This is a genomic window from Massilia sp. SYSU DXS3249, from assembly GCF_053668055.1.
This window is the reverse complement of record NZ_JBSIPX010000010.1, coordinates 1-24,098: the sequence shown is the minus strand read 5'-3', so window position 1 is coordinate 24,098 and position 24,098 is coordinate 1. Positions and strand designations below refer to the sequence as shown.

16 protein-coding genes and 1 pseudogene are annotated in these 24,098 nt (G+C 69.0%); 11 read left to right on the top strand and 6 right to left on the bottom strand.

The features are described 5' to 3' along the window. Positions 1–46 precede the first annotated feature (46 nt). Entirely contained in the window at positions 47–1,189 is a 1,143-nt protein-coding gene (locus ACWCIA_RS13130; protein WP_454163882.1) for a mechanosensitive ion channel family protein, read from the bottom strand. A gap of 266 nt (positions 1,190–1,455) precedes the next feature. Beyond that, entirely contained in the window at positions 1,456–1,635 is a 180-nt protein-coding gene (locus tag ACWCIA_RS13125; RefSeq protein WP_454163880.1) for a DUF3606 domain-containing protein, read from the bottom strand. A 286-nt stretch (positions 1,636–1,921) separates the two neighbouring features. On the opposite strand from ACWCIA_RS13125, the gene ACWCIA_RS13120 reads away from it, so the two are divergent. The 3 genes from ACWCIA_RS13120 to ACWCIA_RS13110 all read left to right on the top strand — a co-directional run bounded on the left by ACWCIA_RS13120 (position 1,922) and on the right by ACWCIA_RS13110 (position 6,758). Further along, the gene (locus tag ACWCIA_RS13120) at positions 1,922–5,032 is read left to right on the top strand and encodes an amidohydrolase family protein (RefSeq protein WP_454163878.1); all 3,111 of its coding nucleotides are present in this window, start codon (positions 1,922–1,924) and stop codon (positions 5,030–5,032) included. An 89-nt stretch (positions 5,033–5,121) separates the two neighbouring features. Continuing rightward, positions 5,122–5,469 carry a thioredoxin family protein gene (locus tag ACWCIA_RS13115; protein WP_454163876.1) on the top strand — a complete coding sequence of 116 codons (348 nt, stop codon included), beginning with the start codon at positions 5,122–5,124 and terminating at the stop codon, positions 5,467–5,469. Next, positions 5,466–6,758 carry an MFS transporter gene (locus ACWCIA_RS13110; protein ID WP_454163875.1) on the top strand — a complete coding sequence of 431 codons (1,293 nt, stop codon included), beginning with the start codon at positions 5,466–5,468 and terminating at the stop codon, positions 6,756–6,758. Before ACWCIA_RS13115 ends, ACWCIA_RS13110 begins: the two co-directional genes overlap by 4 nt. Positions 6,759–6,771: 13 nt before the next feature. On the opposite strand, the gene ACWCIA_RS13105 is transcribed toward ACWCIA_RS13110, so the two are convergent. Then, a complete protein-coding gene (locus tag ACWCIA_RS13105; RefSeq protein ID WP_454163873.1) occupies positions 6,772–8,208 on the bottom strand; it encodes an App1 family protein in 1,437 nt (478 codons plus the stop codon). 170 nt (positions 8,209–8,378) lie between these two features. Here ACWCIA_RS13105 and ACWCIA_RS13100 point away from each other — a divergent pair, with 170 nt between their 5' ends. Continuing rightward, positions 8,379–9,464, top strand: a complete 1,086-nt coding sequence (locus ACWCIA_RS13100) for an endonuclease/exonuclease/phosphatase family protein (RefSeq protein ID WP_454163872.1) — start codon at positions 8,379–8,381, stop codon at positions 9,462–9,464. Positions 9,465–9,603: 139 nt separating this feature from the next. Further along, on the top strand, positions 9,604–9,810 hold the full coding sequence (locus ACWCIA_RS13095; RefSeq protein ID WP_454163870.1) for a hypothetical protein: 207 nt from the start codon (positions 9,604–9,606) through the stop codon (positions 9,808–9,810). A gap of 179 nt (positions 9,811–9,989) precedes the next feature. Here ACWCIA_RS13095 and ACWCIA_RS13090 read toward each other — a convergent pair whose 3' ends face one another. Together ACWCIA_RS13090 and ACWCIA_RS13085 are read right to left on the bottom strand one after the other, a co-directional pair. Next, the gene (locus tag ACWCIA_RS13090; protein ID WP_454163868.1) at positions 9,990–10,805 is read right to left on the bottom strand and encodes a DUF481 domain-containing protein; all 816 of its coding nucleotides are present in this window, start codon (positions 10,803–10,805) and stop codon (positions 9,990–9,992) included. 204 nt (positions 10,806–11,009) lie between these two features. Then, positions 11,010–12,305, bottom strand: coding sequence for an NCS2 family permease (locus ACWCIA_RS13085; protein ID WP_454163866.1), 1,296 nt, complete (start codon positions 12,303–12,305; stop codon positions 11,010–11,012). Positions 12,306–12,557: 252 nt separating this feature from the next. Here ACWCIA_RS13085 and ACWCIA_RS13080 point away from each other — a divergent pair, with 252 nt between their 5' ends. From ACWCIA_RS13080 to ACWCIA_RS13070, 3 genes are all read left to right on the top strand, one after another. Next, the gene (locus tag ACWCIA_RS13080; RefSeq protein ID WP_454163864.1) at positions 12,558–14,822 is read left to right on the top strand and encodes a hybrid sensor histidine kinase/response regulator; all 2,265 of its coding nucleotides are present in this window, start codon (positions 12,558–12,560) and stop codon (positions 14,820–14,822) included. Positions 14,823–14,910: 88 nt separating this feature from the next. Then, positions 14,911–16,131 (top strand): hypothetical protein, encoded by a 1,221-nt coding sequence (locus ACWCIA_RS13075; RefSeq protein WP_454163862.1) that lies wholly within the window; start codon positions 14,911–14,913, stop codon positions 16,129–16,131. A 492-nt stretch (positions 16,132–16,623) separates the two neighbouring features. Then, a complete protein-coding gene (locus ACWCIA_RS13070) occupies positions 16,624–17,811 on the top strand; it encodes a glycosyltransferase (protein WP_454163860.1) in 1,188 nt (395 codons plus the stop codon). Positions 17,812–18,254: 443 nt separating this feature from the next. On the opposite strand, the gene ACWCIA_RS13065 is transcribed toward ACWCIA_RS13070, so the two are convergent. Continuing rightward, positions 18,255–19,334 carry a mechanosensitive ion channel family protein gene (locus ACWCIA_RS13065; protein WP_454163859.1) on the bottom strand — a complete coding sequence of 360 codons (1,080 nt, stop codon included), beginning with the start codon at positions 19,332–19,334 and terminating at the stop codon, positions 18,255–18,257. Positions 19,335–19,526: 192 nt separating this feature from the next. On the opposite strand from ACWCIA_RS13065, the gene ACWCIA_RS13060 reads away from it, so the two are divergent. The 3 genes and pseudogenes from ACWCIA_RS13060 to ACWCIA_RS13050 form a co-directional block, all read left to right on the top strand. After that, positions 19,527–23,165 carry a hybrid sensor histidine kinase/response regulator gene (locus tag ACWCIA_RS13060; protein ID WP_454163857.1) on the top strand — a complete coding sequence of 1,213 codons (3,639 nt, stop codon included), beginning with the start codon at positions 19,527–19,529 and terminating at the stop codon, positions 23,163–23,165. Next, on the top strand, positions 23,162–23,599 hold the full coding sequence (locus tag ACWCIA_RS13055; RefSeq protein ID WP_454163855.1) for an NUDIX hydrolase: 438 nt from the start codon (positions 23,162–23,164) through the stop codon (positions 23,597–23,599). Before ACWCIA_RS13060 ends, ACWCIA_RS13055 begins: the two co-directional genes overlap by 4 nt. A gap of 115 nt (positions 23,600–23,714) precedes the next feature. Then, positions 23,715–24,098: pseudogene (locus ACWCIA_RS13050) on the top strand (phytanoyl-CoA dioxygenase family protein); the annotation flags it as partial.

The window sequence follows — 24,098 nt, the reverse complement described above, 5'->3', positions numbered from 1 at the left end:
AGAACTGTAGCGAAGGCGCGTGTGGCGGGGCGCGCGAGAGGAAAGCTCAGGCCCCCTTCGGCAGGCTGCGCAGCGACGAGGGATGCCGCAGGCGGGCATCGTCCGGCACCGGCGGCGCGCTCCCTTCGACAGGCTGCTGCAGGAGCAGCTGCTGGGCGCGCGGCGCGGTCGAGATGCCGAGGTCGGCGAACATCTGCATCGAGGCCAGGATCACGGCCTGCTGGGTGTTCATGAACAGCTCGTAGTCGGCGTCGAGGATGGTGTAGACGATTTCCCACTCGATGAAGTCCTGGGTGTACTTGGCCAGGTGGGCGCGGTCGAAGCGCACCTTCTCGCGGCGGCCGATGAACTCCGCGATCGCGGTCGGCACCTTCGCCGCCAGTGCGGGCGGGGTGTCCGGATGCGCGCGCAGGTTGAAGACGATGCGGCGCGTGACCATGCGCTTGAAGTTCGAGACCGTGTCCTTCAGCAGCTCGGCGTTCGAGACGATGATCTGCTCGCCGCTGGCGGCGCGCAGGCGGGTGGTCTTCAGGCCGACCTTCTCGACCGTGCCCGAGGTGTCGCTGGTCGAAATGAAGTCGCCCACTTCGAAGGGCTTGTCGATGGCGATCGAGAGCGAGGCGAACAGGTCGCCGAGCACGTTCTGCACCGCCAGCGCGATGGCGATGCCGCCGATCCCGAGGCTGGCGACGAACGTCGAGATGTTGATGCCGAGGTTGGCCAGCAGGGCCAGGAAGAAGATCACCCAGACGCTGGTCTGCAGCACCCAGATGATGAGGGTGTGGGCGATCGTCACCTGGGAATCGTTGGCGACCCCGCCATGGGTCTGGAAATAGCGGCGCGCGGTGACCTTGATCGCGCTGTGCAGGTAGATCGCCAGCTGCAGGCCGACCGTGATGAACCACAGGTGGCTGACGCGCGCATTCCAGGGCGGCGGCAGGTCGAGCGCCGACAGGCCGATCAGGATCGCGGTGGCGAAGACCACCAGGTTGCTGGTGCGCGCCAGCGCCTTGCGCAGCACTTCGGCGACAGGACGGTGGGCATGTTCGTCGCCCAGGCGGTCGAGGCGGCGCCGGCCGAGGGCGACGGCGCCGTGGATGGCGACGAAGCTGAACACGGCCAGGGCCAGGGCGAACAGGGCATTGGGCAGCGTGATGTCCAGGGATGCAATATAGGCGCGGAAATCCACGTTGGGCTCCTCTCGAGAAAAAGGGGTGGCGCAAGGGCGCGCAACAGGGCCACGCGGGGTCGCGCGGGGTAAAGCAGGGGCATGCAGGGAGACGCAGACGCGGAACAGGCCGGCGCGGACATCAGGTGGCACCGAACGGCGGCCGAACGGCGGTGCTTGCACTCGCGCAGGCGCAAGCAGGCTGGCCGCGAGCCGGCCTGGGGGCGCGGCTTGAGCGCAGGGAGGGACGCGGGACGCGTCCCTTCATGCGGGAGCGATGCGCTCGATCAGCGTTTCTTCAGGTGTTCACGCACGGCATCGGCCATGACGCCCACTTCGGAGACGGCTTTTTCCAGCTGTTCGCGGGTGACGCCCAGCGCCTCGGTCCAGTGGCGTACTTCCCACTCTTCGTTGACGTTGATGCGGCTGCGGTCCTGGGGACCGGCTTTTTGCAGGTTATCGGCCATGATCTGCTCCTCTCGACAAGTTTGACTCCACTATGCCCGCGCCTGCTCCGCTCGTCCGTTAAGCATTTCACCTTCGCACACATTTCTGGTTGTTCAGCTTTTGAACATAAAAGTTCCTTCCTAACAGTAGCCATGTTTGAGCCAAGTCAGCTCAACAGCAAGCAATCGCCCAGCCGTTTCCAGCCGGACTCAACCGTCAGCCTCGCGTCAGGCCGGCTGTCGAATATGGCTGAGTCAGCTACGCACCATATCGGTGCAATTTGGCAATCACCTTGGAGGAAATAACATGAAGACTCGCAAGGAACTACCAGCGCCGCGTCCCCTGATCCGTACCGCACTGGCGGTCGCCGTCGGCGCCACCGTGCTCGCCGCCTGCCAGTGGCCGGGCGCCGGCAATGTCGACGAGACCAACAACCTGCGCGGCCCGACGCGCGACATCACGGTCGAGCTGCGCGAAGGCACCAATATGGCCGCCGCGCCTTCGCCCGACGGCAAACGCATCGTGTTCTCGGCGCAGGGCGCGCTGTGGGTGATGCCGGCCGAAGGCGGGCGCGCTACGCGGATCACCGACTGGCGCCTGGAGCCGACCCACCCGGTCTGGTCGCCCGACGGCAAGCGCATTGCCTTCCAGAACTACGCCCCTGAAGGCAATTTCCACATCTGGACCATCAGCCCGAACGGGCGCGATGCGACCGAACTGACGCGCGGCCCCTTCGACGACCGCGAACCGGCCTGGCTGCCCGACGGCAGCGGGCTGGTCTTCTCGAGCGACCGCAGCGGCGACGGCCAGTACAAGATCTGGACGGTGGGTGCGCGCGGCGGCGGCCTGCGGCAGGTCACCACCGGTCCCGGCATGGAAGCCAATCCGGTGGTCTCGCCCGACGGTGCGCGCCTGGCCTATGTCGATGGCGCCAACGTGGTCACCGCACCCTTCGCGGGCGGCCCGCCCACCGTGGTCGCACCCGGTTTCGCGCCCGCCTGGACGCCGGACGGCGGCGCCCTGGTCTACCAGAACGCTGCGCGCCAGCTGGTCGTGGGCGGTGCCCAGGTCACCACCGACGAGGACATCTTCCCCTTCCCGGTGCGCTTCCTCCCCGACGGCCGCTTCCTGTACACGGCCGACGGCAAGATCCGCACGCGCGCCGCCAGCGGCGCCAATCCGCTCGACATCGGCTTCCGCGCCGAGCTGACGCTGCGGCGCCCGGTGTTCTCGAAGGAGAAGGACCGCGGCTTCGACAAGTTCGGCGAACGGCGCGTGATGGGCATCAGCGCGCCGGTGCTCTCGCCCGACGGCGCGAGCATCGCCTTCGTCGCCCTGAACGACGTCTGGACCATGCGCATCGGCGAAGCGCCGGTGCGGCTGACCAACGACCCGGACCGCGATGCCAACCCGCAGTGGACGGCGGACGGCAGCGCCGTCTATTTCTCGTCCGAGCGCGGCAACGCCGGCCAGCTGGCGGTCGACCGGATCGAACTGGCGTCGCGCGCCCGTACCCGCCTGGCCGCCATCCCGGGCCGCTCGCTGGTGACACCCAAGCTGTCGCCGGACGGTACGCGCCTCGCGTACACCACGCTGTCGGGCCAGCTCGAGATCCGGACCCTGGCCACGGGGGCGTCGGAAGTCATCATCCCGTCGATCAGCACCCAGGTCAGCACCCCGCAGTGGACGCCGGACGGCCAGCGCATCATCCTGGTCGACAACGAGCGCATCAACAACCGCTTCCGCGAGGGCTACAACACGCTGCGCGTGATCGACCTGGCCACGCGCACCGGCACCTTCTACGCGGTGGCGCCGATCCCGCAGCAGATCGCCGAGCGCGACGAGGGCGCGGCCGCGCTGTCGCCGGACGGGCGCCGGATCGCCTTCATCATGGACTCGAAGCTGCACGTGATGCCGCTCGGGCCGACGGGCGCGCCCACGGGCCCGGCACGGCAAGTCTCCGACGACATCGCCGACCTGCCGACCTGGGGCGGCGACTCCCAGACCATCCTGTACAAATCGGCCGAACGCGTGCGCACGGTGCAGTTCGACGGCAGCGGATCGGCTTCAACCCCGCGGGACATCCCGGTGAAGCTGTCGTGGCGCCAGGCCGTGCCCGAAGGCCGCACGGTGATCCACGCGGGCGCCCTGTGGGATGGCGTGGGCAGCGCGCTGCGCCGCGACGTCGACATCGTGGTCGAGGGCAACCGCATTGTGTCTGTAGTGCCGCATGCCGAACACGAAGCGGGCGCCCGCGTGGTCGACGCCAGCGGCCTGACCGTGATGCCGGGTCTGATCGAGACCCACCTGCACCCGCTGACGCTGTACCAGGGCGGCCAGTTCGGGCAGATCGCGCAGCTGATGCTGTCCTACGGGATCACTACCGCGCAGTCGGTCGCGGGCCCTCTGCACCAGAGCATCGAGATGCGCGAGGCGCTGGAAGCGGGCAACCTGATCGGGCCGCGCCTGTTCGTCTCGCCGCCGCTGTGGGAAGGCAACCGCCTGTTCTACAGTTTCGCGCGCACCCTGCGCACGCCGGAGATCGCAAGCCTCGAGATCGCCAAGGCCAAGCGCATGGACGCCGACTTCCTGAAGAGCTACGTGCGCGCGCCGATCCCGGTCATGGAGCGCATCGCGCAAGGGGCGCTCGACCTCGGCGTGCCGAGCGGCACCCACATGGTGCAGCCGGGGGCGGCGACCGGCCTGGCGGGGACTACCCACCTGTCGGCGACCCAGCGCATGGGCTATGGCTGGTCGAAGTCCTTCGCACGGGCGATCACCTACCAGGACGCGGCCGACATTTACGGCAAGGCCGACTTCCACCTGATCGACACGCTGTTCTCGGCCAGCGCCCTGGCCGGGCTGGACCCGGGCATCGTGACCGATCCGCGCTTCATCCTGGTGCCGCCGAACTTCGTGCCCGGACTGGAGAGCGCCTTGCCGCCGACGGCGGCGCAGATCGCCACCATCGTCAACGACGCCACCCAGCAGGCCAAGGTCAAGGCCGCCGGCGCGCTGGTGGCGAACGGGACCGACTCGCCGCTGGTGGTGCCGGGCATCTCGCTGCACCTGAACATGCGCGGCGCGGCCCTGGTGCAGGGCAACCTGCAGGCGCTGTACTCGGTGACGCGCGACGCGGCGAAGATGGCATTCGTAGGCAAGGACCTCGGCACGGTCGAGAAGGGCAAGCTGGCCGACCTGATCGTCGTGCGCGGCGACCCCTTGCTTGACCTGCGTGCGGCGGCCGACGTGCGCCTGGTGATCAAGAACGGGCGCGTCTTCACCCAGGACGAGATCCTGGCGCCGGCCCGCACGCCGCAGCAGCTGGCGGCGCGGCGCCTGGCCCTGGAAGCGCAGGAGAAGCTGTGCAAGGCTGATCCGCACGCCTGCGAGGCGGCAGGCGGCCACGCGCACTAGCGGTCCTTGTTGATGCTGGCTCCTCGGCGGTGTTTCAGGTAATCTTGCCATACTGGCATAACTGAGCTGCACCACTGAGGAGCATTCGCATGACCTACCAAACCGCCCAGCCCGAACGCAGCGCGATCGACGCGCTGCCGGGCCTCGTCGCCCTCGACTTCGGCACCAACTGGTGCGGCTGGTGCCGCGCCGGCGAGCCCGTCATCGAGGCGGCCCTGAAAGACTATCCCGATGCGCAGCACATCAAGGTCGAGGATGGTCCCGGACGCCCGCTCGGGCGCTCGTTCCGCATCAAGCTGTGGCCGACCGTGGTGTTCCTGAAGGATGGCGTGGAGGTCGCGCGCGTGACGCGGCCGGACAATCCGCACGAGGTGCGCGAAGCGCTGGCCGGCCTCGCGGGCGGCAATGCGGAAACCGACGGAGCCGGCGAGGCATGACGGCACCCAGGAATCGCGCGCGCACCGTCCTGTTCGCAAGCCTGATCGGCACCACCATCGAATTCTTCGACTTCTACATCTACGCCACCGCCGCGGTGCTGGTGTTCCCGAAGCTGTTCTTCCCGTCGGCCGACCCGGCCGCCGCCATGCTGCAGTCCTTCGCGACCTTCGCCATCGCCTTCTTCGCGCGGCCGGTCGGCTCGGCCCTGTTCGGCCATTTCGGCGACCGCATCGGCAGAAAAGCGACCCTGGTCGCGGCCCTGCTGACCATGGGCATCTCGACCATCCTGATCGGCATGCTGCCGACCTATGCCGCGATCGGCACGGCGGCGCCGCTGCTGCTGGCCCTGTGCCGCTTCGGCCAGGGTCTGGGCCTGGGTGGCGAGTGGGGCGGGGCGGTGCTGCTCGCCACCGAGAACGCGCCGCCGGGCAAGCGCGCCTGGTACGGCATGTTTCCGCAGCTGGGCGCGCCGATCGGCTTCTTCCTGTCGGGCGGCGTGTTCCTGCTGCTCACGCAAACGCTCAGCGAGGCCGAGTTCTTCTCCTGGGGCTGGCGCATTCCCTTCCTGTCGAGCGCGATCCTGGTCGCGGTCGGGCTGTACGTGCGCCTGAAGATTACCGAGACGCCGGACTTCCAGGCCGTGCTCGACCGCGGCGAGCGGGTGCGCGTGCCGGTCGTGAGCGTGCTGCGCGAGCATGGCCGCGCGCTGGTGCTCGGCACCCTGCTGGCCACCTCGACCTTCGTCGTGTTCTACCTGATGACGGTGTTCGCGCTGAGCTGGGGCACGACGGCGCTGGGCTATTCGCGCACCGAGTTCCTGGTGCTGCAGCTGGGCGCCGTGATCTTCTTCGGCCTGCTGATTCCCCCTTCGGCCCTGATCGCGGACCGCTTCGGGCGGCGCGCGGCGATGATTGCGGTCACGGTGGCGATCATCCTGTTTGGCCTGGCCTACGGGCCGCTGTTCGGCTCGGGCAGCATGCTGCTGGTGGTGCTGTTCATGGTGCTGGGCCTGTCGCTGACCGGTCTCACCTACGGACCGCTGGGCACGCTGCTGGCCGAACTGTTCCCGCCAGAGGTGCGCTACACGGGCTCCTCGCTGACCTTCAACCTGGCCGGCATCCTCGGCGCCTCGCTGGCGCCGTATGCCGCCACCGCGTTGGCGACCAACTACGGGCTGAACTACGTCGGCTACTACTTGTCGGGCGCCGCGCTGCTGAGCCTTGTCGCGCTGATGCTGATCAGGAGCGGCGCGGGCCATGCCGGCGCCGCGCAGGCGGCGGCCCGCTGAAGCAGATGTGGGTTCAGGACGGCGACTGCGCGTCGTCGTCCTCGCGCTTGTCCGAGCGCACCATCCCCAGCCGGTCGACCCGGACCAGGCCCTCGGCCGCCGCGTGCGAGGCGGCAAAGACGCTGTCCGGCGACAGCACCAGCTGGGTGCCGGTGCTGCTGACCTCTTCGATCAGGCGGTCCAGCGCGTCGATGCGCGCCGGGTCGGGATTGACGTTGCGGATGTAGATCATGCGCACCGAGGTCGGGTGGCGGCGGACGATCTCGGTATAGATCTCCGGGTCCTGTTCGCCGCTGTCGCCGATCAGGACGAACTGCATCCCGGGGTAATAACTCATGATCAGCTCGATCTTGTCGAGCTTGTGGCTGTGGTCCTTGGAGAGCAGGTCGCGCACTTTCAGTTCGCGCAGCAGCAGGGGGCCGAGCGGAATGTCCTGGAGGCGCAGGAAGTCGACCAGCGGGCCGAACAGGTGCCAGGGACTGCTGGAGACGTAGAACAGCGGGTTGCCCTCGTTGCCGCCCACGCCGTCGTGCAGGGCGCGGTAGAAGGCGGCCACGCCCTTGAAGGGCTTGCGGGTGTGGTGGTTGGTCCGGGCCAGCATCAGTGCCATGTTGAGCTTGTTGGTGACGTTGGTCCACAGCACCGTGTCGTCGATGTCGCTGATGATGCCGAAGCGCGCCGACGGCGGCGGCACGATTGCCTGCGCACTCGCGCGCACCGGGCTGCCGTCCGGGTTCACGTGCTCGGGGAGTTCCAGTTCCACCGTGTGCCAGCCGCCGGCGAGCGGCTCGGCGGCGGCGATGTCGAACTCGAAGTAGCCGCCGTCGTCGGTCTCGGTTTCGTAGGTTTTCCCGCCGAAATGCGCCACGACTTTGGCCTGCGCCACCTCGTCGGACTCGAGGCGGCGGTACAAGGCCACCAGGTTCGCCCAGCCGCTGTCGTGTTCGCTCTGTTCGCGGTAGCTGAATTCGTCCAGCACCCGTCCCTTGACCCAGAGGCGCTGCGCGTTGCCGAAGCCGTGGTAGGGCAGGACCATCAGGTTGCGCCCGACGCCCTGGTCGCGCAGGCGGCGCAGCGCCCCGGTCGCGAACTGGCCGGCGGTGCGCGCCAGGCGCCGGTGCAGGGCGGGGGCTTCCCCGGCAAGGGCCGGGCCGGACGCCGCTACGACGGGCTCGGCCTGCGGCACGGTGGCGCCGTGCTCGATCCACATCGCGCCAGGCTCGCGCCCGGTCAACAGCGCCGCTTCCTCGACCTCGCCCGGCACCTGCGGGTCGAAACTGCGCGGCAGGATGTGGACCGACACGCCGCGCTCGCGCAAGGGGGCGATGTCGGGGCCGGCCGCCACGCCGGGATTCAGGTAGAGCACGGCGCCGTCGGCCCCGACGCGGGAAACGACGTCGTCGAAGCCGCTGCGGGAAAAGATCAGGAAGGGCATGGTGCGTTCGGGCATGGCAGTGGCAATGGTCGCGTTGTCGGTCGGGCATCCAGTATCGCGCAAGCCCGGCAGGAGGCGCCGCACGGATGCGCGCTAGCGTACAGACTGGTTCTTCAAGTCAATGGCATACTGCCCGTATTGCATTTTTATGAAGAAACTGAACCTTCTCTAGGACGCATCCCATCATGCAATTCGCCTTGGTTTCAACGCTGGTTGCGCTCATCCTGGTAGCGACCCTGCTGCCCCTGTCGAAGCACACGGAATGGTGGGTCCGTGACCTCGATTTCCCGCGGCTGCAGATTGCCATCGTCGCGCTGATCGTGCTGGTCGCCGAACCCTTTCTGCTCGACCTGAGCGACATGACCTCCGACGTGCTGGTCGCCATCACCGCCGCCTGCCTGCTGTACCAGGCCTGGTGGATATTCCCCTACCTGCGGGTCTACCCGAACGAGGTCAAGACCGCCGTCAGCAGCGACATGACCGAGCGCATCCGCATCCTCACCGCCAATGTCCTGACCCCGAACCGGAATACCGACGGCCTGATCGCGCTGATCCGTGAACACAATCCGCACGTCTTCGTGACCCTGGAAACGGACGCCTGGTGGCAGGAGCGGCTCGACGTGCTCGAGGACGAATACCGGTTCACGATGAAGTGCCCGCTCGACAACCTGTACGGCATGCACGTGTATTCCCGCCTGCCGCTGGAAGACGGCGCGATCCAGTTCCTGGTCGACGAAGACATCCCCTCGATGCACGCGCTGGTGGTGCTGCCGTCCGGGCGCAAGGTGCGCATCCATTTCCTGCACCCGGCGCCGCCCAGCCCGACCGAGCACGACGAGTCGACCGAGCGCGACGCCGAGCTGCTGGTGGTGGCGAAAAGCGTGGCGGGCCTGGACACGCCGGTGATCGTCGCAGGCGACCTGAACGACGTGGCGTGGTCGCGCACCACGCGCCTGTTCCGCAAGATCAGCGGCCTGCTCGACCCGCGCGTCGGGCGCGGCATGTTCAACACCTTCCACGCCGACTACTGGTTCCTGCGCTGGCCGCTAGACCACCTGTTCCACAGCCGGCATTTCACGCTGTCCTTCATCCGCAGGCTGCCGCACTTCGGCTCGGACCACTTCCCGGTGCTGGTGGAACTGGTCTACGACCGCGTGCGCGGCGCCGAGCAGGAGGGGCTGGCGGCGGACGAGGACGATCACAAGCTGGCCGAGGAAAAGATCGCGGCCGAACCGGTGACGGTGGACGACGTGCACGAGCCGCAGGCCTGAGCGGGAACGGCCCAGGGGCGGCCTGTCGAGTGGCCGTCGAGGCCGCCTGCCGGGTGTTTTATCCGGGCAAACGCGCGCCACGCACCGGCGCGTTTGCTAGCATGGATGGCCTGGGAAACACGTGTTGGGAGTCTATTGCATGTCTGAAATTCAACATGCCGACCCACGCGCCGACACGCACATGGCCGCCCGTGTGGATCGCGCCTTGAAGATCCTCGAAACGGACGGGATGCACGCGGCCTTCGCCTTCATGCAGCTTGCCGGCGTGCCGCGCGGCGTCGCGCGGCGGGTGCTGTGTTCGACCAAGCACCAGCGCCATGGGGACAGGCGGCGCATGACGCGGTGAGGCAGGGCTGTAGGGTGGACGGCTCCACCCTGTCGCGGGCGGGCACGCGGCCATTGCGCCGTCCACGCGTTCAAGCGGCTTATGAAACCTCGCGTCGTTTCACGCAGCCGTTGAACGCGTGGACGGCACGCACGGAGCGTCGATGCCCACATCCCGGCAGAGCCGTCCACCCTACGAGATCAGAACGAATACACCAGCGTCAGCGAGGTCTGCGTATCCGTGTTCTTCTTATCCTCGGGCACGTTGGTGTCGTTGCGGGCGCTGAAGGCGGCCTTCATCTGCATCGTGTCGTTGATCTTGGTGCTCAGCGCCGACTCGGCGATCGAGTGCACGTTCGAGGTGCCGCGCTCGACGCTGACGGTCTGGACGAAGGCGGCCGAGGGGCTGACCTGCCAGCGGAAACGGGCAGCGCCGCGCACCGTGACGCCGTTCTCGATTTCGCCGCTCTCGCGCTGGCCGCTGAAATAGCCCGGACCGATCTCGACGTCGAGCGCCTTGTCCTCGGTGTTGTAGAGCTGCGAGCCGTGGCCGACCGCGAATGAGGTGTAGCGCGTATAGGCGCCGAACTTGTCGTTCACGTGCGAGCCGAGGACGAAGGCGCGGCTGCCTTCGTTCATCAGCTTGTAGGCGGCCTTGGCCGACAGCGCCCAGCGCTCGGCCGAACGCTGGCGGTAGCGCTCGCCGTCGTCGTCGACGATCTCGTCTTCCTTGAAGAAGCCGCTGACGATGTACTCGTTGCTCCAGTCGGCCGTCTCGTGGCGGGCGTCGATCTTGCCGCTGATCGAGGTGCCGGTGGTATTGCCCGAGGTATTGATGGCGCCGAGCTCGGCCGAGGTGAACCAGGTTCCCTCGGGGATGGTGTCGGGACGCGCCACGGTCAGCGCGCTGTGGATGGTGCCGATCTGGGGCAGGTCGTCGGCCGCACCGCCGCCGGCGGCGGCAGTGCCATGCGCCAGGCCGAGGAGGGCCAGCGCGTACAACGGAAATGATTTCATAAGCATGTATGCGGCTGCGCGCCGGCCCATCGGCTTGTGCGGAGGGCCGGCCGGTCGTTCGGGAAAGAGCGCCGGTGCTCGCCAGGCGGCAGTGGGGCTCGGCGACGATTGTATCCCAGAAGCAGCATCAGTGCGGCTTCGAGGCCAGGCGAACGCTCGAATCGAGCCCGATCGAGGCGTTCGCGCCACTCAGCCGCAGGCGCTTCAGGTACCGACGTAGACGATCTTGAAAATGAACGCCGCGGCAATGATCCAGACGATGGGCTTGACCTCGCGCGCGCGGCCCGTGGTCAGCTTCAGCGCGGCATAGGTGATGAAACCGAAGGCGATGCCTTCCGCGATCGAATAGGTGAACGGGATCACCAGCGCGGTGATCGCCGCCGGGATGCTTTCGGTGGTGTCGCCCCATTCGATGTCGCCGAGGTCGCGCAGCATCAGGCAGGCGACGAACAGCAGCGCGGGCGCGGTCGCGTAGGCGGGCACCACGCCGGCCAGCGGCGCGATGAACAGGCAGGCCAGGAACAGCAGGGCCACGGCCAGCGCCGTGAGCCCGGTGCGTCCGCCGGCCTGGACCCCGGCCGCGCTTTCGATGTAGGCGGTGGTGCTCGAGGTGCCGAGGGCGGCGCCGGCGACGATCGCGCCGCTGTCGGCCAGCAGCGCCTTGTTCAGGCGTTCCATCTTGCCTTCGACCAGCAGGCCGGCGCGGCTGGCCACGCCCATCAGGGTGCCGGTCGCGTCGAACAGCTCGACCAGGAAGAACACCAGCACCACGTTCAGGATGCCGACCGAGAGCGCCCCCGGGATGTCGAGCGCGAACAGGGTGGGCTCGATCGAGGGCGGCAGCGAGAACACGCCCTTGAAGGTATTCCCGCCGAAGAAGAATGAGAGGATGGTGACGGCGATGATCCCGATCAGGATCGCGCCGCGCACCTTCAGGCGGTCGAGGGTGACGATCAGCAGGAAACCGAAGACGGCCATCACGGCGGGGGGCGCATGCAGGTCGCCGGCCTTGACCAGGGTCGGCTCGCTGCCGACCACGATGCCGGCGTTCTTCAGCGCGATCAGGGCCAGGAACATGCCCAGGCCGACCGTGATGGCCACCCGCAGCGAATGCGGGATGCCGTTGACGATGGCGCCGCGCAGCCCCAGCACCGACACCAGGATGAACAGGCAGCCCGAAATGAACACGGCGCCGAGCGCGGCCGGCCAGGCCACGCCCATGCCCAGCACGACGGCATAGGCGAAATAGGCGTTCAGGCCCATGCCCGGCGCCATGCCGATCGGGTAGTTGGCGTACAGGCCCATCACGGCGCTGCCGAGGGCCGCCACCAGGCAGGTGGCGACGAACACGGCTTCCTTCGGCATGCCGGCGTCGCCCAGGATCGACGGGTTGACGAAGATGATGTAGGCCATCGTCAGGAAGGTGGTCAGGCCGGCGAGCAGTTCGGTGCGAACGTCGCTGCCGCTTTCCTTCAGTTTGAAGAATGTGTCGAGGCTCAAGGGCGGGTCTCCGGCTGGGGCGCGTGGGGCGCGGTTACGATGAGCGAAGCATAACACCGCCCAGCACGGCGAGCCCCGCAATGTTGGCGAAAACGCCAACATTGCGGCCCTCGTCATGCGTTCTGGGTGGAAAAAAAGAACTTTTGATGCTGGGATTACCAATTCTCCACTCTTCTGTTGATTTACCTTGTAGTGTTGGTATCATCGATTTGCTGGCCGTCATGTCGAGGGCCGCCGATCTGTGAGCCCGCGATGCAAATCCGTGCCTACCTGTACCTGATGGCCGCAGCAATCCTGGTTCCGGTGATCCTGTTCGCCGGTTTCGTCCTGCGCTTGCTGGACGAGGCGGGGAACGAGGCCGGGATGGCGCGCGTGATGCAGTCGTCGCAGCGGGTGGCGCTGCTGGTCGACGACGAATTGTCGGACGCCGGCGCGGCGCTGCGCGTGCTGGCAGGCTCGCCGGCGCTGGCCAAGGGCGACCTCGATGCCTTCCAGGGCATGGCGAAGCTGGCCGCGCCTGGGCCGTCGAGCTGGGCCGTCCTGCTGGACGAGCGCGGCGCCGAGCTGGTCAATACCCTGGAGCCGCCCGGCACCCCCTTGCCGAAAGGCCCGCCGCCGCCTTTCCTCGACGATTTGTTCAGGCAGGACCGCCCCTTCATCGCCGACGTCACGCCCGGGCGCGACAGCGGGCGCCTGTCGACGGCCGTCGCCGTCGGGGCGCAGGCCGGCGGCAAGCGCTACGCCCTGGTCGTCAGTTTCAGCACCCACCATTTCCGCCAGCTGCTGGCCGACGCCCGTCTGCCGGCCGACTGGCAGGTCGACATCGTCGACCGCGACGGCCACCTGGTCGCGTCCAACCTCGGCACTCCCGACCTGGTCGGCCAGGAAGCGCCGGCGCCCCTGGTGGCGGCCGCGGCCACCCAGGCCAGCGGCGTGCTGGACCTGCCGATGCGCTATGGCGCCCCGTCGAAGACCGTCTTCACCCATGCGGCGCGTTCGGGCTGGCTGGTCGCGGTAGCGGTCCCGGCTTCGGTGCTGCCCGCCGCCGTCGTCGTCCAGCCCGGCGGCGTCAAGCGCCAGGCGGCGCTGGCCCTGCTGGCGGCGCTGGCCTGCTCCTGCGCGGCCGCCGCCTGGCTGGCGCGCAGCTATACCCGCTCGATGGCGCGTGCGGTCGATGCCGCCGGCATGCTCGGGCGCGGCGAAACCCCGCCCAAGCTGCGCTCGCGCATCCTCGAGATCGACCGCCTGCTGGCCTCCCTGCGCCAGGCCGGGGCCGAGCTGCGCCGCGCCCAGGCGTTTCGCGACAGCGCCGGCAACGAGCGCCAGTCCCAGCTCGAGCGCGAAACCCATGCGCGCCAGACGGCGGAAGAGGAAAACCGCGCGAAAGACCAGTTCCTCGCCATGCTCGGCCACGAGCTGCGCAACCCGCTGGCGCCGATCATCACTGCCGCCCAGCTGCTCAAGATGCCCGACGTCGACGGCCACCGCGCGCGCTATGCCGGCGACGTGATCAGCCGCCAGGTCGAGCACATGAACCGCCTGCTGGGCGACATGCTCGACGTGTCGCGCGTGACGCGCGGGCTGGTGACGCTGAACCTGGAGGAGGTCGACCTGCGCAATGTCGTCGAGCGCGCCGTCGAGCAGACCCGGCCGCTGCTGGAAGAGCGCCAGCACCGCCTGGAGCTGCGCCTGCCGCAGCATCCGGTCAACGTGCGCGGCGACCAGACCCGCCTGACCCAGGTGGTGGCCAACCTGCTGACCAACTCCGCCAAGTACACGCCCGAGCACGGCAACATCCAGCTGTCGCTCGCCAGCAGCGGCGACGAAGCCAGCCTGAGCGTGGCCGACGACGGCGAGGGGATCACCGCCGAACTCCTGCCGCGGGTGTTCGACCTGTTCTCGCAGGGCGAACGCAAGGCCGACCGCGCCCAGGGCGGCCTGGGCCTGGGCCTGGCCCTGGTGCGCAGCCTGGTGCACCTGCACGGCGGCTCGGTCGACGCCAGCAGCCCGGGCCGCGGCGGCGGCAGCATCTTCACGGTGCGCCTGCCGCTCAAGCTCGAGCTGGCGGCCCTGTCGGCCCTCTCGCCGCCGATGGCGCCGCGCCGATCGCGCGACGCGGCGCCGGTGGCGCTGCGCGTGATGCTGGTCGACGACAACATCGATGCGGCGGTCAGCCTGTCGCTGCTGCTCGAGGCGGCCGGCGACCACCTGGTATCGACCTATTACGACGCCGGCAGCGCCCTCGAGTGGGCGGCGTTCGAGCGTCCCGACGTCTTCATCCTCGACATCGGCCTGCCCGACATGAACGGCTACGAACTGGCGCGGCGCCTGCGCGCCATGCCCCAGTTCGCAACCACCCTCCTGATCGCGCTGACCGGCTATGGCCAACTGGCCGACAAGGCGCGGGCGCGCGAAGCCGGCTTCGACCTGCACATCGCCAAGCCCGCCGAACCCGAGGAAATCCTGGCCGCGCTGGCCGGCGTGCACGTGGCGCCGGAGGCCGAGCGGGCCGGCTGAGACCAAGCCGGGAGCAGGGCGCGGCACGAGAGCAGGGAGAACGCACGCCTGTCCCGGGCGCCGATGCGCTACCATGGCGGCTCCAACATTGACACCATCGACTATGCCGAAGAACAAGAAGCCCGTGCCGCGCAAGCCAGGCACCGCCGCCGAACCCGACCTGGAGGCCCAGGCGCAGGCCCTGGCCGACCTCGCGCTCGAAGTCGCCGAGGGCGAGGACGTCGACCCGGAAGGATCGGCCGGCCACAAGGAAGAGCTGGTCGTCGCGATCCGGCGCGCGCTGCGCAGGAAGCACGACGAGGCGCTGTACGGCGCCATCGAACTGGCGCGCTTTACCGACCCCGAAGCCTGCCGCCTGCTGCGCGCCACGATCGGCGAGGAGGCGGCCACGCTGCGCATCCGCCGCGAAGGCGAGCCCGAGTTCGAGATCGACGCCTTCCTGATCCCGCTGTTCGTGCAAAGCACGGGCGGCCTGGCGGCCCGGGAGAACTTCGCGGACGACGAGGCCTATGCGGAGCTGGCGGCCAGCTTCGTCGCGCTGGAGCTCGATAGCCCGCGCGCGAAAGTGGCCCTGGTGCGCCACGCTTACGACCTGGCCGAGGTCGACCACATCGGCTACAGCACGCTGCAGGAACTGCTGCGCGAAGCGGCCGCCACCCTCGGCAGCAAGAAGCCGGCGCCGGCGCCGCTGCTGGAAAGCAGCATCCGCGGCTGGACCGGCGAGCCGGTCGCGCCCGACGAGGCGGCGATGGAGCTGCGCTTCCTGCTGGGCTTCTCGCTCAAGCGCGTCGACGACCCGTTCTACGCCGTGCCCGGGGACGAGGTGGGCGCCGACGTGTATTTCGCCGACCGCATGCGCCGCTACCGCGCCTGGACCGAGCGTGTGGCGCCCCTGGTGCGGCGCTGCCTGGCCGCCGATCCCGAGCGCCTGAACGTGAACTTCCTCTACCAGGACCTGTTCCACGGCGCGAAAGAGCAGGGCGTCGCCGAACTGGCCATGCTCCGCACCCTGTCCGACATCAGCCGCCTGCTGGCCGGCAAGGAGCTCGCCCCCGACGCGGTGCGTGCCGTGGTCGCGCCCCAGGACGCCGGCGAGCACATCGAGCTGCGCGTGAACCTGTACGCGCTCGACGGCGGCCCGCCCTGGGGCGGCGTGGCCAAGGCGACCGACCTCGCGGCCGACATCGGCGCCGAAATCGACGAGCTGTGCGACGCCCTCGGCACGCTGGGCATCGACGACGTCTCCACCGCCGACGGCTTCAGCGAAGACGGCCATCCGGAAGGCGCCCAGCCTTATCCACCGGCGTAAGTCGCCTCCGCCGGGGCCTGTCCGGCCCCGCTAACAATCCTCCTTCTTTCCGCTGCGGCGCCGCATTCTGCTGCGCTGCAGCGTGCGCGCGGGCGCCGTTTTTGTACGTGCATGCCGACAGTCTTTGCAGGGCCGGGCGCTGCCGCGGGGACACGGAAAAGCCGCCCCAGCGGCCGTTTTCAGGGCTGCGCACGGTTGCGCGCGCCTCCTGTATAGATGAGTTTTCGTAGTGGATTTTCTTGTCTATGCGTAGGACATTACCTACAAAAAATTCCTGACGATACCGGGCTCTCCTATGAGGAAATGCTCTGCCTTGCCGAAAAGACTGTTCTGCTGGCTAATGTTGCAATGCATAAATGAAAATCATGGCAAATTTGCATGTTACGATGCTTCGATCCGGCGTCAAGGTTCAGCGTGTTCAACTGCCGCTGCAGCCCTTGCGCCTCGGACCCAAGATCAACTAAAGCGCCACCAAGGCGAGAGGAAATCAACATGCCGACCCTTATCGTGTTTTGCCACCTGCGCTGGGACTTCGTCTTCCAACGCCCCCAGCACCTGATGACGCGACTGGCGGAACACTACCAGATCCTGCTTGTGGAGGAACCGGTACATAGCGAGGGAGCAGCACACCTGCAGAAGACGGCCGTCGCGCCGAACATCACGGTGTGCCGCCCGCATACCAACATCCACGCCCACGGTTTCCACGACGACCAGATCCCGACCCTGCAAGGCCTGCTGGCCGACCTGGTGCCGGCCGGCGAACGCCCGGTCGTCTGGTTCTACACCCCGATGGCACTACCGCTGCTGCAGGGCCTGAACCCGTCGCTGGTCGTCTACGACTGCATGGACGAGCTGGCCGCCTTCAAGAACCCGCCGAAGCAGCTGCTGCAGCGCGAATCGGCCCTGCTGGGCATCGCCGACCTCGTCTTCACCGGCGGCCCGAGCCTGTACGAAGCCAAGAAGGACCGCCACGCGAACGCGCACTGCTTCTCGAGCAGCGTCGACGCCAAGCACTTCCGCCAGGCCCTCGACAGCGCGATCTCGCACCCGGAGCAGGCCAACATCCCCGGCCCGCGCCTCGGCTTCTACGGCGTCATCGACGAGCGCTTCGACACCGAACTGGTGCGCCGCATGGCAGAAGCCCATCCGGAATGGCAGATCGTGCTGGTCGGCCCGGTGGTCAAGATCGACCCGGCCGAACTGCCGCGCGGCGAGAACGTCCACTACATGGGCCAGCGCAACTATGACGAACTGCCGAAATTCCTGGCCGGCTGGGATGTCTGCCTGCTGCCGTTCGCCATGAACGATTCGACCAAGTTCATCTCGCCGACCAAGGTGCTGGAGTACATGGCCGCCGAAAAGCCGAGCGTCTCGACCCCGATCACCGACGTCAAGGTCCCGTACGGCGACGTCGTCGCCATCGCCTCGACGCCGGAAGAGTACATCGCCGCCTGCGAACGCATGCTGGCCATGAGCGAGGACGAAAAGCGCGCGATGGTCGAGCGCATGTGCGACATCGTCGCCAACACCTCGTGGGACAAGACCGCCTCGCGCATGCACGAGCTGATCAGCACCACCGCCCCGGCCACCAAGGCCCGCGCCAGCGCCGTGCTCGAAGCCGGCATCGCCGCCCGCGTCAGCCCGGTTACCGTGGCGGATGCCCAGACCAAGGCTGCCTAAGCAGCTGACGCATGAGGCGCCCCGGCGCCTGAACAAAGCCCGCCCGGCCTGCGCCCGGCGGGCTTTTTTGCGTGCGGGGGAAGCCGTAGTGGATGCCGGAGGGACGTAGGGTGGACGGGTTTCCCGTCCACGCGTTCAACCAGCCCTCGATATGGCGAACCGTGCCAGCAAGCGTTGGGATTGATCACGCGCTGGTTGAACGCGTGGGCGGCGCCACTGCCGCATGGACGCATGCACCCGGGTGGAGCCGACCACCCTACGTGCTGCCGCCGGCTACATCACGTAGGGTGGGCTCTCGAGCCCACGCGGGATGGCACTGCGAACGGCCTGATCGTGACGGCGGTGGTGAATGCATGCCGCGCGGGGGCTTCGCGATCCGTTTCGATCGGCGGGAGGCGCACCGCGTGGGCTCGAGAGCCCACCCTACGAACCCCGACACCTCACTAATGCCGCACGGCCGCCGGCACCGGGTGCACAGGCTGCGGGCGCACCAGCTGTTCGGCGTCGGCGAGGCGGACGATGGACAGGGGATGGGCGAAGCGGATGCCTTCGCGTTCGAAGCGGCGGTAGATGTCGAGCAGGATCGCCTGCTGGGTGTCCATGTGGGCGAGGTAGTCCGGGCTCTGGAAGTGGTAGACGACCTCGAAATTGAGCGACCACTCGGCGAAGTTGAAGAAGTGCGCGCGCTCGAAGGCGGCGGTCGGCTGTGCCATGACCACCTCGCGCACCAGTTCGGGCACGCGCGCCAACTGCTGTTCGCTGGCGCCGTAGGCCACGCGCAGGACAAAAGCGACGCGGCGCGACTCCATGCGCTTGTGGTTGTGGATGCGCGCTTTGAGCAGGTCGCCGTTCGAGAAGATAACCTGCTCGCCGCCCAGCCCGCGCAGGCGGGTGGTCTTCAGGCCGATGTGCTCGACCGAGCCGAGCACGTCGCCGACGATGATGAAGTCGCCTATCTCGAAGGGCTTGTCGAGCATGATCGAGAGCGAGGCGAACAGGTCGCCCAGGATGTTCTGCACCGCCAGCGCGACGGCGATGCCGCCGATCCCGAGGCTGGCCACCAGGGCGGTGATGTTGAAGCCGAAGTTATCGAGCACCATCAGGAAGGCCACCACCCACAGCGTCAGGCGCAGCAGGAAGCAGACGATGGTGCGCGAAGCCTTGCGGCCGTCGCCTGCCGGCTGGTAGTCGCGCCAGGCACGCAGCAGGGTGTCGCCCCAGATTGCCAGCTGCAGGATCAGAGCCGTGATCGAGACCCGTGAGGTGATCAGGCGCTGCTTCTCGGTCAGGTCCAGCGCCAGGGCGCCGAGGTGGACGGCCATCGCCAGCAGCACCAGGACATAGGTCTTGCGCAGCATCTTGGCCACCAGGTCGTCCGCCATGGTCGGGGTGCGCTGCGACAGCGCGGTCATCTTGTGCAGGGCGAAGCGGCGCACCCAGTGCATCGCCAGCGTGGCGCCGAGCGCGATGGCGATCGCGATCGCCCAGCGCTCGAGGGTATTGTCGAGAAAGCTAACATCCATTGCGGCTCCGTGCAGGTCCAGCCAGGTCGGGCGGAACAAAGGCACCAGTGTGCGGTGCCCCGGCAGAACCGTGCGCACAATTGACAATCGGAAGGCCGGGGCATACATTGCTTTCTTTGCAACCTCGCGCACATCGCCCATGTGGCAGCGGCCGCCATCGAGACGAGCGCGCGCCCCAGCGGCGCCCAACCGATGAGCCCAGCCGTCCCTGCCCGCATCCTCCTGGTCGACGACCAGCCGGCCAACCTGGCCGTGCTGGAAGCGATCCTGGCCGGCCTGGCCGACAGCCTGGTGGCGGTCGGATCGGGCGAGGCGGCCTTGCGCGCGCTGCTCGAGCACGAATTCGCCCTGGTCCTGCTCGACGTGCAGATGCCGACCCTGGACGGCTTCCAGACGGCCGAACTGATACGCCAGCACCCGCGCGCGCGCTCGGTGCCGATCATGTTCCTCACCGCGGGCGACGCCGACGACGCGCCGCTCGACCGCGCCTATGGGCTCGGCGCCGTCGACTACCTCACCAAGCCGCTGCACGCGCAGGCCCTGCGCGCCAAGGCCGCGGTCTTCGTCGACCTGTTCCGCAAGAACGTGGAACTGGCGCGGCGCGAGCAGGCGCGCGGCATGGACCCGGAGCGCATCGGACAGGACCGCATCCGCCTGATCCTCGATAACCTGCACGATTACGCCGTCATCGGCACCGACGAGGCGCGCCGCATCACCTCCTGGGAGGCGGGGGCGCAGGCGATCACCGGCTGGAGCGCCGCGGAGGCGCACGGCCAGTCGGCCGACATCCTTTTCACGCAGGAGGACCGGGCCGCCGGGCGGCCGGAGGAAGAAGCGGCCGGCGCCCGCGCCAGCGGCCGCGCCCAGGACCGGCGCTGGCACCTGCGGCGCGACGGCAGCCGCTTCTTCGCCGACGGCGTCATGATTCCGCTGCACGACGGGGGGCGGCTGTGCGGCTACGCCAAGATCATCCGCGACGCCACCGCGGAGCACCTGGCGGCCGAGCGCCTGGCCAGCAGCGAGCGCGCGCTCGACGCCAGCACCGGGCGCATGCGCGACATCTTCTACCAGGCGCCCGCCTTCATGGCCGTGATGCGCGGGCCGGAACTGGTGTTCGAGATGGCCAACGAGCGTTTCGCCTGCCTCGTGGGAGGCCGGGCGCTGCTGGGCAGTCCCCTGCGCGCTGCGCTGCCCGAGATGGCTGGCCAGGGCTTCTTCGAACTGGTCGAGGGCGTCTACCGCACCGGCGACACCTACCAGGGCAGCAACGTGCGCCTGCTGCTGCAGGCCGGCGACGGCCTCGAAACCTATTACGTCGACTTCGTCTACATGGCGCTGCGCGAAGCGGGCGGGGACATCTCGGGCGTGCTGGTGCACGGCGTCGACGTCACCGAACGCACGCGCGCGACCCTGCTCACGCTCGGCCAGCGCGGGGCGCTCGAACTGGCGGTGTCGAATGCCCCGCTGGGCGACGTGCTGGACCTGCTGGCGCGCACGGCCGAGGAATACGCCGGCGGCGCCGCGCTGGCCGGCATCCAGCTGATGGAAGTGGGCGAGCGCCTGCGCCACGCCGCCGCGCCGAGCCTGCCCGCGCCGCTCCGTGAGGCGCTCGACGCGATCGGCGCCGCACCCCTCGGCGGAGCCGGCGGTACGGCCGCCTGGCGCAGCGAGCCGGTCGATTGCCCGGACATCGCCACCGACCCGCTCTGGGAAGCCGCCCGCGCCCCCGCGCTGGAAGCCGGCCTGCAGGCCGGCCGCGCGCTGCCGATCCTGGCGCCCAGCGGGGCGGTGCTGGGCGCCTTCAGCTGGTATTACCGCGCCGGCGCCATCGGTGCCGGGCGCGCGGCGCGCGACGCCGAGGCGATGGCGCTGCTGGCCAACACCGCCTCGCTGGTGATCGGCCAGCGCGAGGAGGCCCTGGCGCGGCGCGCGGCCGAGGAGCGCTCGGACGTGATCCTGGAGAGCATGACCGACGGCTTCCTCGCCATGGACGGCGCCTGGCGCATCGGCTATGCGAATGCCGCCGCCGAACGCATCACGGGGCTGGCGCGCGCCGACTTGATGGGCCAGGTGTTCTGGGACCTGTTCCCCGAATGGCAGGGCAGCGCGCAGGAACGCGCCTGCCGCCGCTGCGCCCTCGAGCGCGCCGGCTCGCGCAGCGAAGCCTTTTTACCTGTCTGGGGCGGCTGGTACGAGATCAGCTGCTTCCCGACGCCGGGCGCGGGCATCGCCCTCTACCTGCGCGACCAGAGCGAGCGCCGCCAGGCGGAGGAGGGGGTGCGCCGCCTGGCAGCGGTGGCCGAGCAGTCCTCGGACTTCATCGGCATCTTCGCGCCGGGCGGCGCCGGCCTTTACCTGAACCCGGCCGGGCGCGCGATGGGCTGCGTCGCACCGGATGCCGACATCGGCGACACCCGCCTGCTCGACTTCTTCGCGCGCGACTGCCGTCCCTTCGTGCGCGCCGAGGTGCTGCCGGCGCTGAACGGGCCCCTGCAGAAATGGGAAGGCGAACTGCAGTTCGCGCCGTCCACGAACACTCCCGAGCCGCTGCCGGTCTATTTCAAGGGCTTCGCGGTGCACGGGGCGGACGGCGCCCACCTCGGCCTGGCCACGATCACGCGCGACATCACGGAACAGAAGCGCGCCGAAAACGAACTGCGCCGCATCGCCGCCGACCTGTCCGAGGCCGACCACCGCAAGAGCGAATTCCTGGCCACGCTGGCCCACGAACTGCGCAACCCGCTGGCGCCGATCCGCACCGGGCTCGACCTGCTGCGCATGGCCCCGGGCGACGCCGCGTCCAGCGCCCGCGTGCACGGGATGATGGACCGCCAGCTGGGCCAGCTGATCCACCTGGTCGACGACCTGCTCAACATCGCCCGCATCACGCGCGGCCGCATCGAACTCAAGACGGAGCCGGTGGACCTGCGGCTGGTGGTGCAGATGGCGATCGAAACCAGCAACGCGCTGGTGCAGGCCGGCGGTCACCAGCTGGCGGTCGACCTGCCGGACGCGCCGCTGCCGCTGCTGGCCGATCCGACGCGCCTGGTGCAGGTGCTGGCCAACCTGCTCAACAACGCGGCCAAGTACACGCCCGCCGGCGGGCGGATCAAGGTCTCGGCCTGGCGCGAGGATGGCCAGGCGCAGGTGGCGGTCACCGACAGCGGGGTCGGCATTGCGCCGGACGCCATCGGTTCGGTGTTCGAGATGTTCACCCAGGTGCGCAGCAGCCTGGACCGGGCGCAGGGCGGGCTCGGCATCGGGCTGTCGCTGGTGCGCCGCCTGGTCGAGCTGCACGGCGGGCGGGTGCAGGCCTTCAGCGCCGGGCGCGGGCATGGCAGCACCTTCACCGTCAGCCTGCCGCTGCGCCAGGACGAGGCCGGGGAGGCGGCGGGCGGCGCGCCGGGCATCGAAGCAGCCGGGGCGCAGCGCCTGCGGGTGCTGGTGGTCGACGATAATGTCGATGCGGCCGAGAGCCTGGTCGCCCTGTTGACCGTGCTCGGACACGAAACCCGCATGACCCAGGACGGCCTGGCCGGGCTGCAGGAGGCGCGCCGCTTCCGGCCCGACCTGGCCCTGCTCGACATCGGCCTGCCCGGCATGAACGGGCACGAACTGGCGCGCGCGCTGCGCGCCGACCCGCGCACGTCCGGCGCGGTGCTGGTGGCGCTGACCGGCTGGGGCGCGGCCAGCGACATGACGCTCTCGCAGGACGCCGGCTTCGACCAGCACCTGACCAAGCCGGTCAGCCTGGAAGCGCTGGCGCAGGCGCTGGCCGCGGCCACCCGGAGCGCGCGTGCCGGACAGGTTCAAGCACAAGGAAGCAGATGAGCAAATACACCGTGTCCTGCGGCACCCTGGTCTTCAATGCGGAAGGCGAGCTGCTGCTCTGCCACGTGACCGGCACCGCCGCCTGGGACATCCCGAAGGGCATGCAGGACCCGGGCGAAACCACCCTCGAGGCGGCAATGCGCGAGCTGCGCGAGGAGGCCGGGATCGGCTTCGAGGCCGCGCGCTTCGAGGACCTCGGGCAGTTCGACTACCGGCGCGACAAGCGCCTGCACCTGTACCGGGTCGAGGCCGGCGACGAACTGGGCGACCTGTCTCACCTGTCCTGCAACAGCTTTTTCCCGCACCATGCGACGGGGCGGCCGACGCCGGAGACGGACGGCTTTCGCTGGGCCGGGCGCGATCAGGTGAGCCGGCTGTGCTGGCCGCGCATGGGCGCGCTGTTGCTGACCCTGGACTGGCGCGGAGGGCGGTAGGAGCAGGCGGCAAGGGCAGGCGGCAATGGCAGGCGCGGCGCGCACCGTAGGCGACCCGCGCCGGTTTTTCGCAGTAACATGGCACCTCAACCGGTCCAGACCGAAGGAGAGTACCGTGACCAGCCAGACCACCACCCCACCGTACGACGAGGCCGCGATCATGGGCGGCCTGTACGGCGACGGCATCATCGCCTGCAAGGGCGCGTTCGAACGCGCCTGGGTCGAGCGACTCGGCGCCGACATCGCCACCCTGTTCGACGAAGCCCAGCGCCAGCCCGGCGGCGCCCTCGCGCGCGGGCCGAACCGCTATTACGTGGAAGTGCACCCGGAACGCATATCGGGCTTCGCCGACATCATCTCTCACCCCTGGGTGATGGCGGTCTGCCGCGCCATCCTCGGCCCCGACTACCGCGTCGGGGGGGGCGGGGGGGCGGGGGCCGGGGCGGGCGCGCGGGCCCCGCCCTGGCCCCCCCCCTTCCCCGCACCGGAACCGCCCCAG

Excerpts from the sequence above, each read along its gene's own strand:
- ACWCIA_RS13125 (WP_454163880.1), bottom strand. The coding sequence starts at position 1,635 with ATGGCCGATAACCTGCAAAAAGCCGGTCCCCAGGACCGCAGCCGCATC.
- ACWCIA_RS13120 (WP_454163878.1), top strand. The coding sequence starts at position 1,922 with ATGAAGACTCGCAAGGAACTACCAGCGCCGCGTCCCCTGATCCGTACC.
- ACWCIA_RS13115 (WP_454163876.1), top strand. The coding sequence starts at position 5,122 with ATGACCTACCAAACCGCCCAGCCCGAACGCAGCGCGATCGACGCGCTG.
- ACWCIA_RS13110 (WP_454163875.1), top strand. The coding sequence starts at position 5,466 with ATGACGGCACCCAGGAATCGCGCGCGCACCGTCCTGTTCGCAAGCCTG.
- ACWCIA_RS13105 (WP_454163873.1), bottom strand. The coding sequence starts at position 8,208 with ATGCCCGAACGCACCATGCCCTTCCTGATCTTTTCCCGCAGCGGCTTC.
- ACWCIA_RS13100 (WP_454163872.1), top strand. The coding sequence starts at position 8,379 with ATGCAATTCGCCTTGGTTTCAACGCTGGTTGCGCTCATCCTGGTAGCG.
- ACWCIA_RS13095 (WP_454163870.1), top strand. The coding sequence starts at position 9,604 with ATGTCTGAAATTCAACATGCCGACCCACGCGCCGACACGCACATGGCC.
- ACWCIA_RS13090 (WP_454163868.1), bottom strand. The coding sequence starts at position 10,805 with ATGAAATCATTTCCGTTGTACGCGCTGGCCCTCCTCGGCCTGGCGCAT.
- ACWCIA_RS13080 (WP_454163864.1), top strand. The coding sequence starts at position 12,558 with ATGCAAATCCGTGCCTACCTGTACCTGATGGCCGCAGCAATCCTGGTT.
- ACWCIA_RS13070 (WP_454163860.1), top strand. The coding sequence starts at position 16,624 with ATGCCGACCCTTATCGTGTTTTGCCACCTGCGCTGGGACTTCGTCTTC.
- ACWCIA_RS13065 (WP_454163859.1), bottom strand. The coding sequence starts at position 19,334 with ATGGATGTTAGCTTTCTCGACAATACCCTCGAGCGCTGGGCGATCGCG.
- ACWCIA_RS13060 (WP_454163857.1), top strand. The coding sequence starts at position 19,527 with ATGAGCCCAGCCGTCCCTGCCCGCATCCTCCTGGTCGACGACCAGCCG.
- ACWCIA_RS13055 (WP_454163855.1), top strand. The coding sequence starts at position 23,162 with ATGAGCAAATACACCGTGTCCTGCGGCACCCTGGTCTTCAATGCGGAA.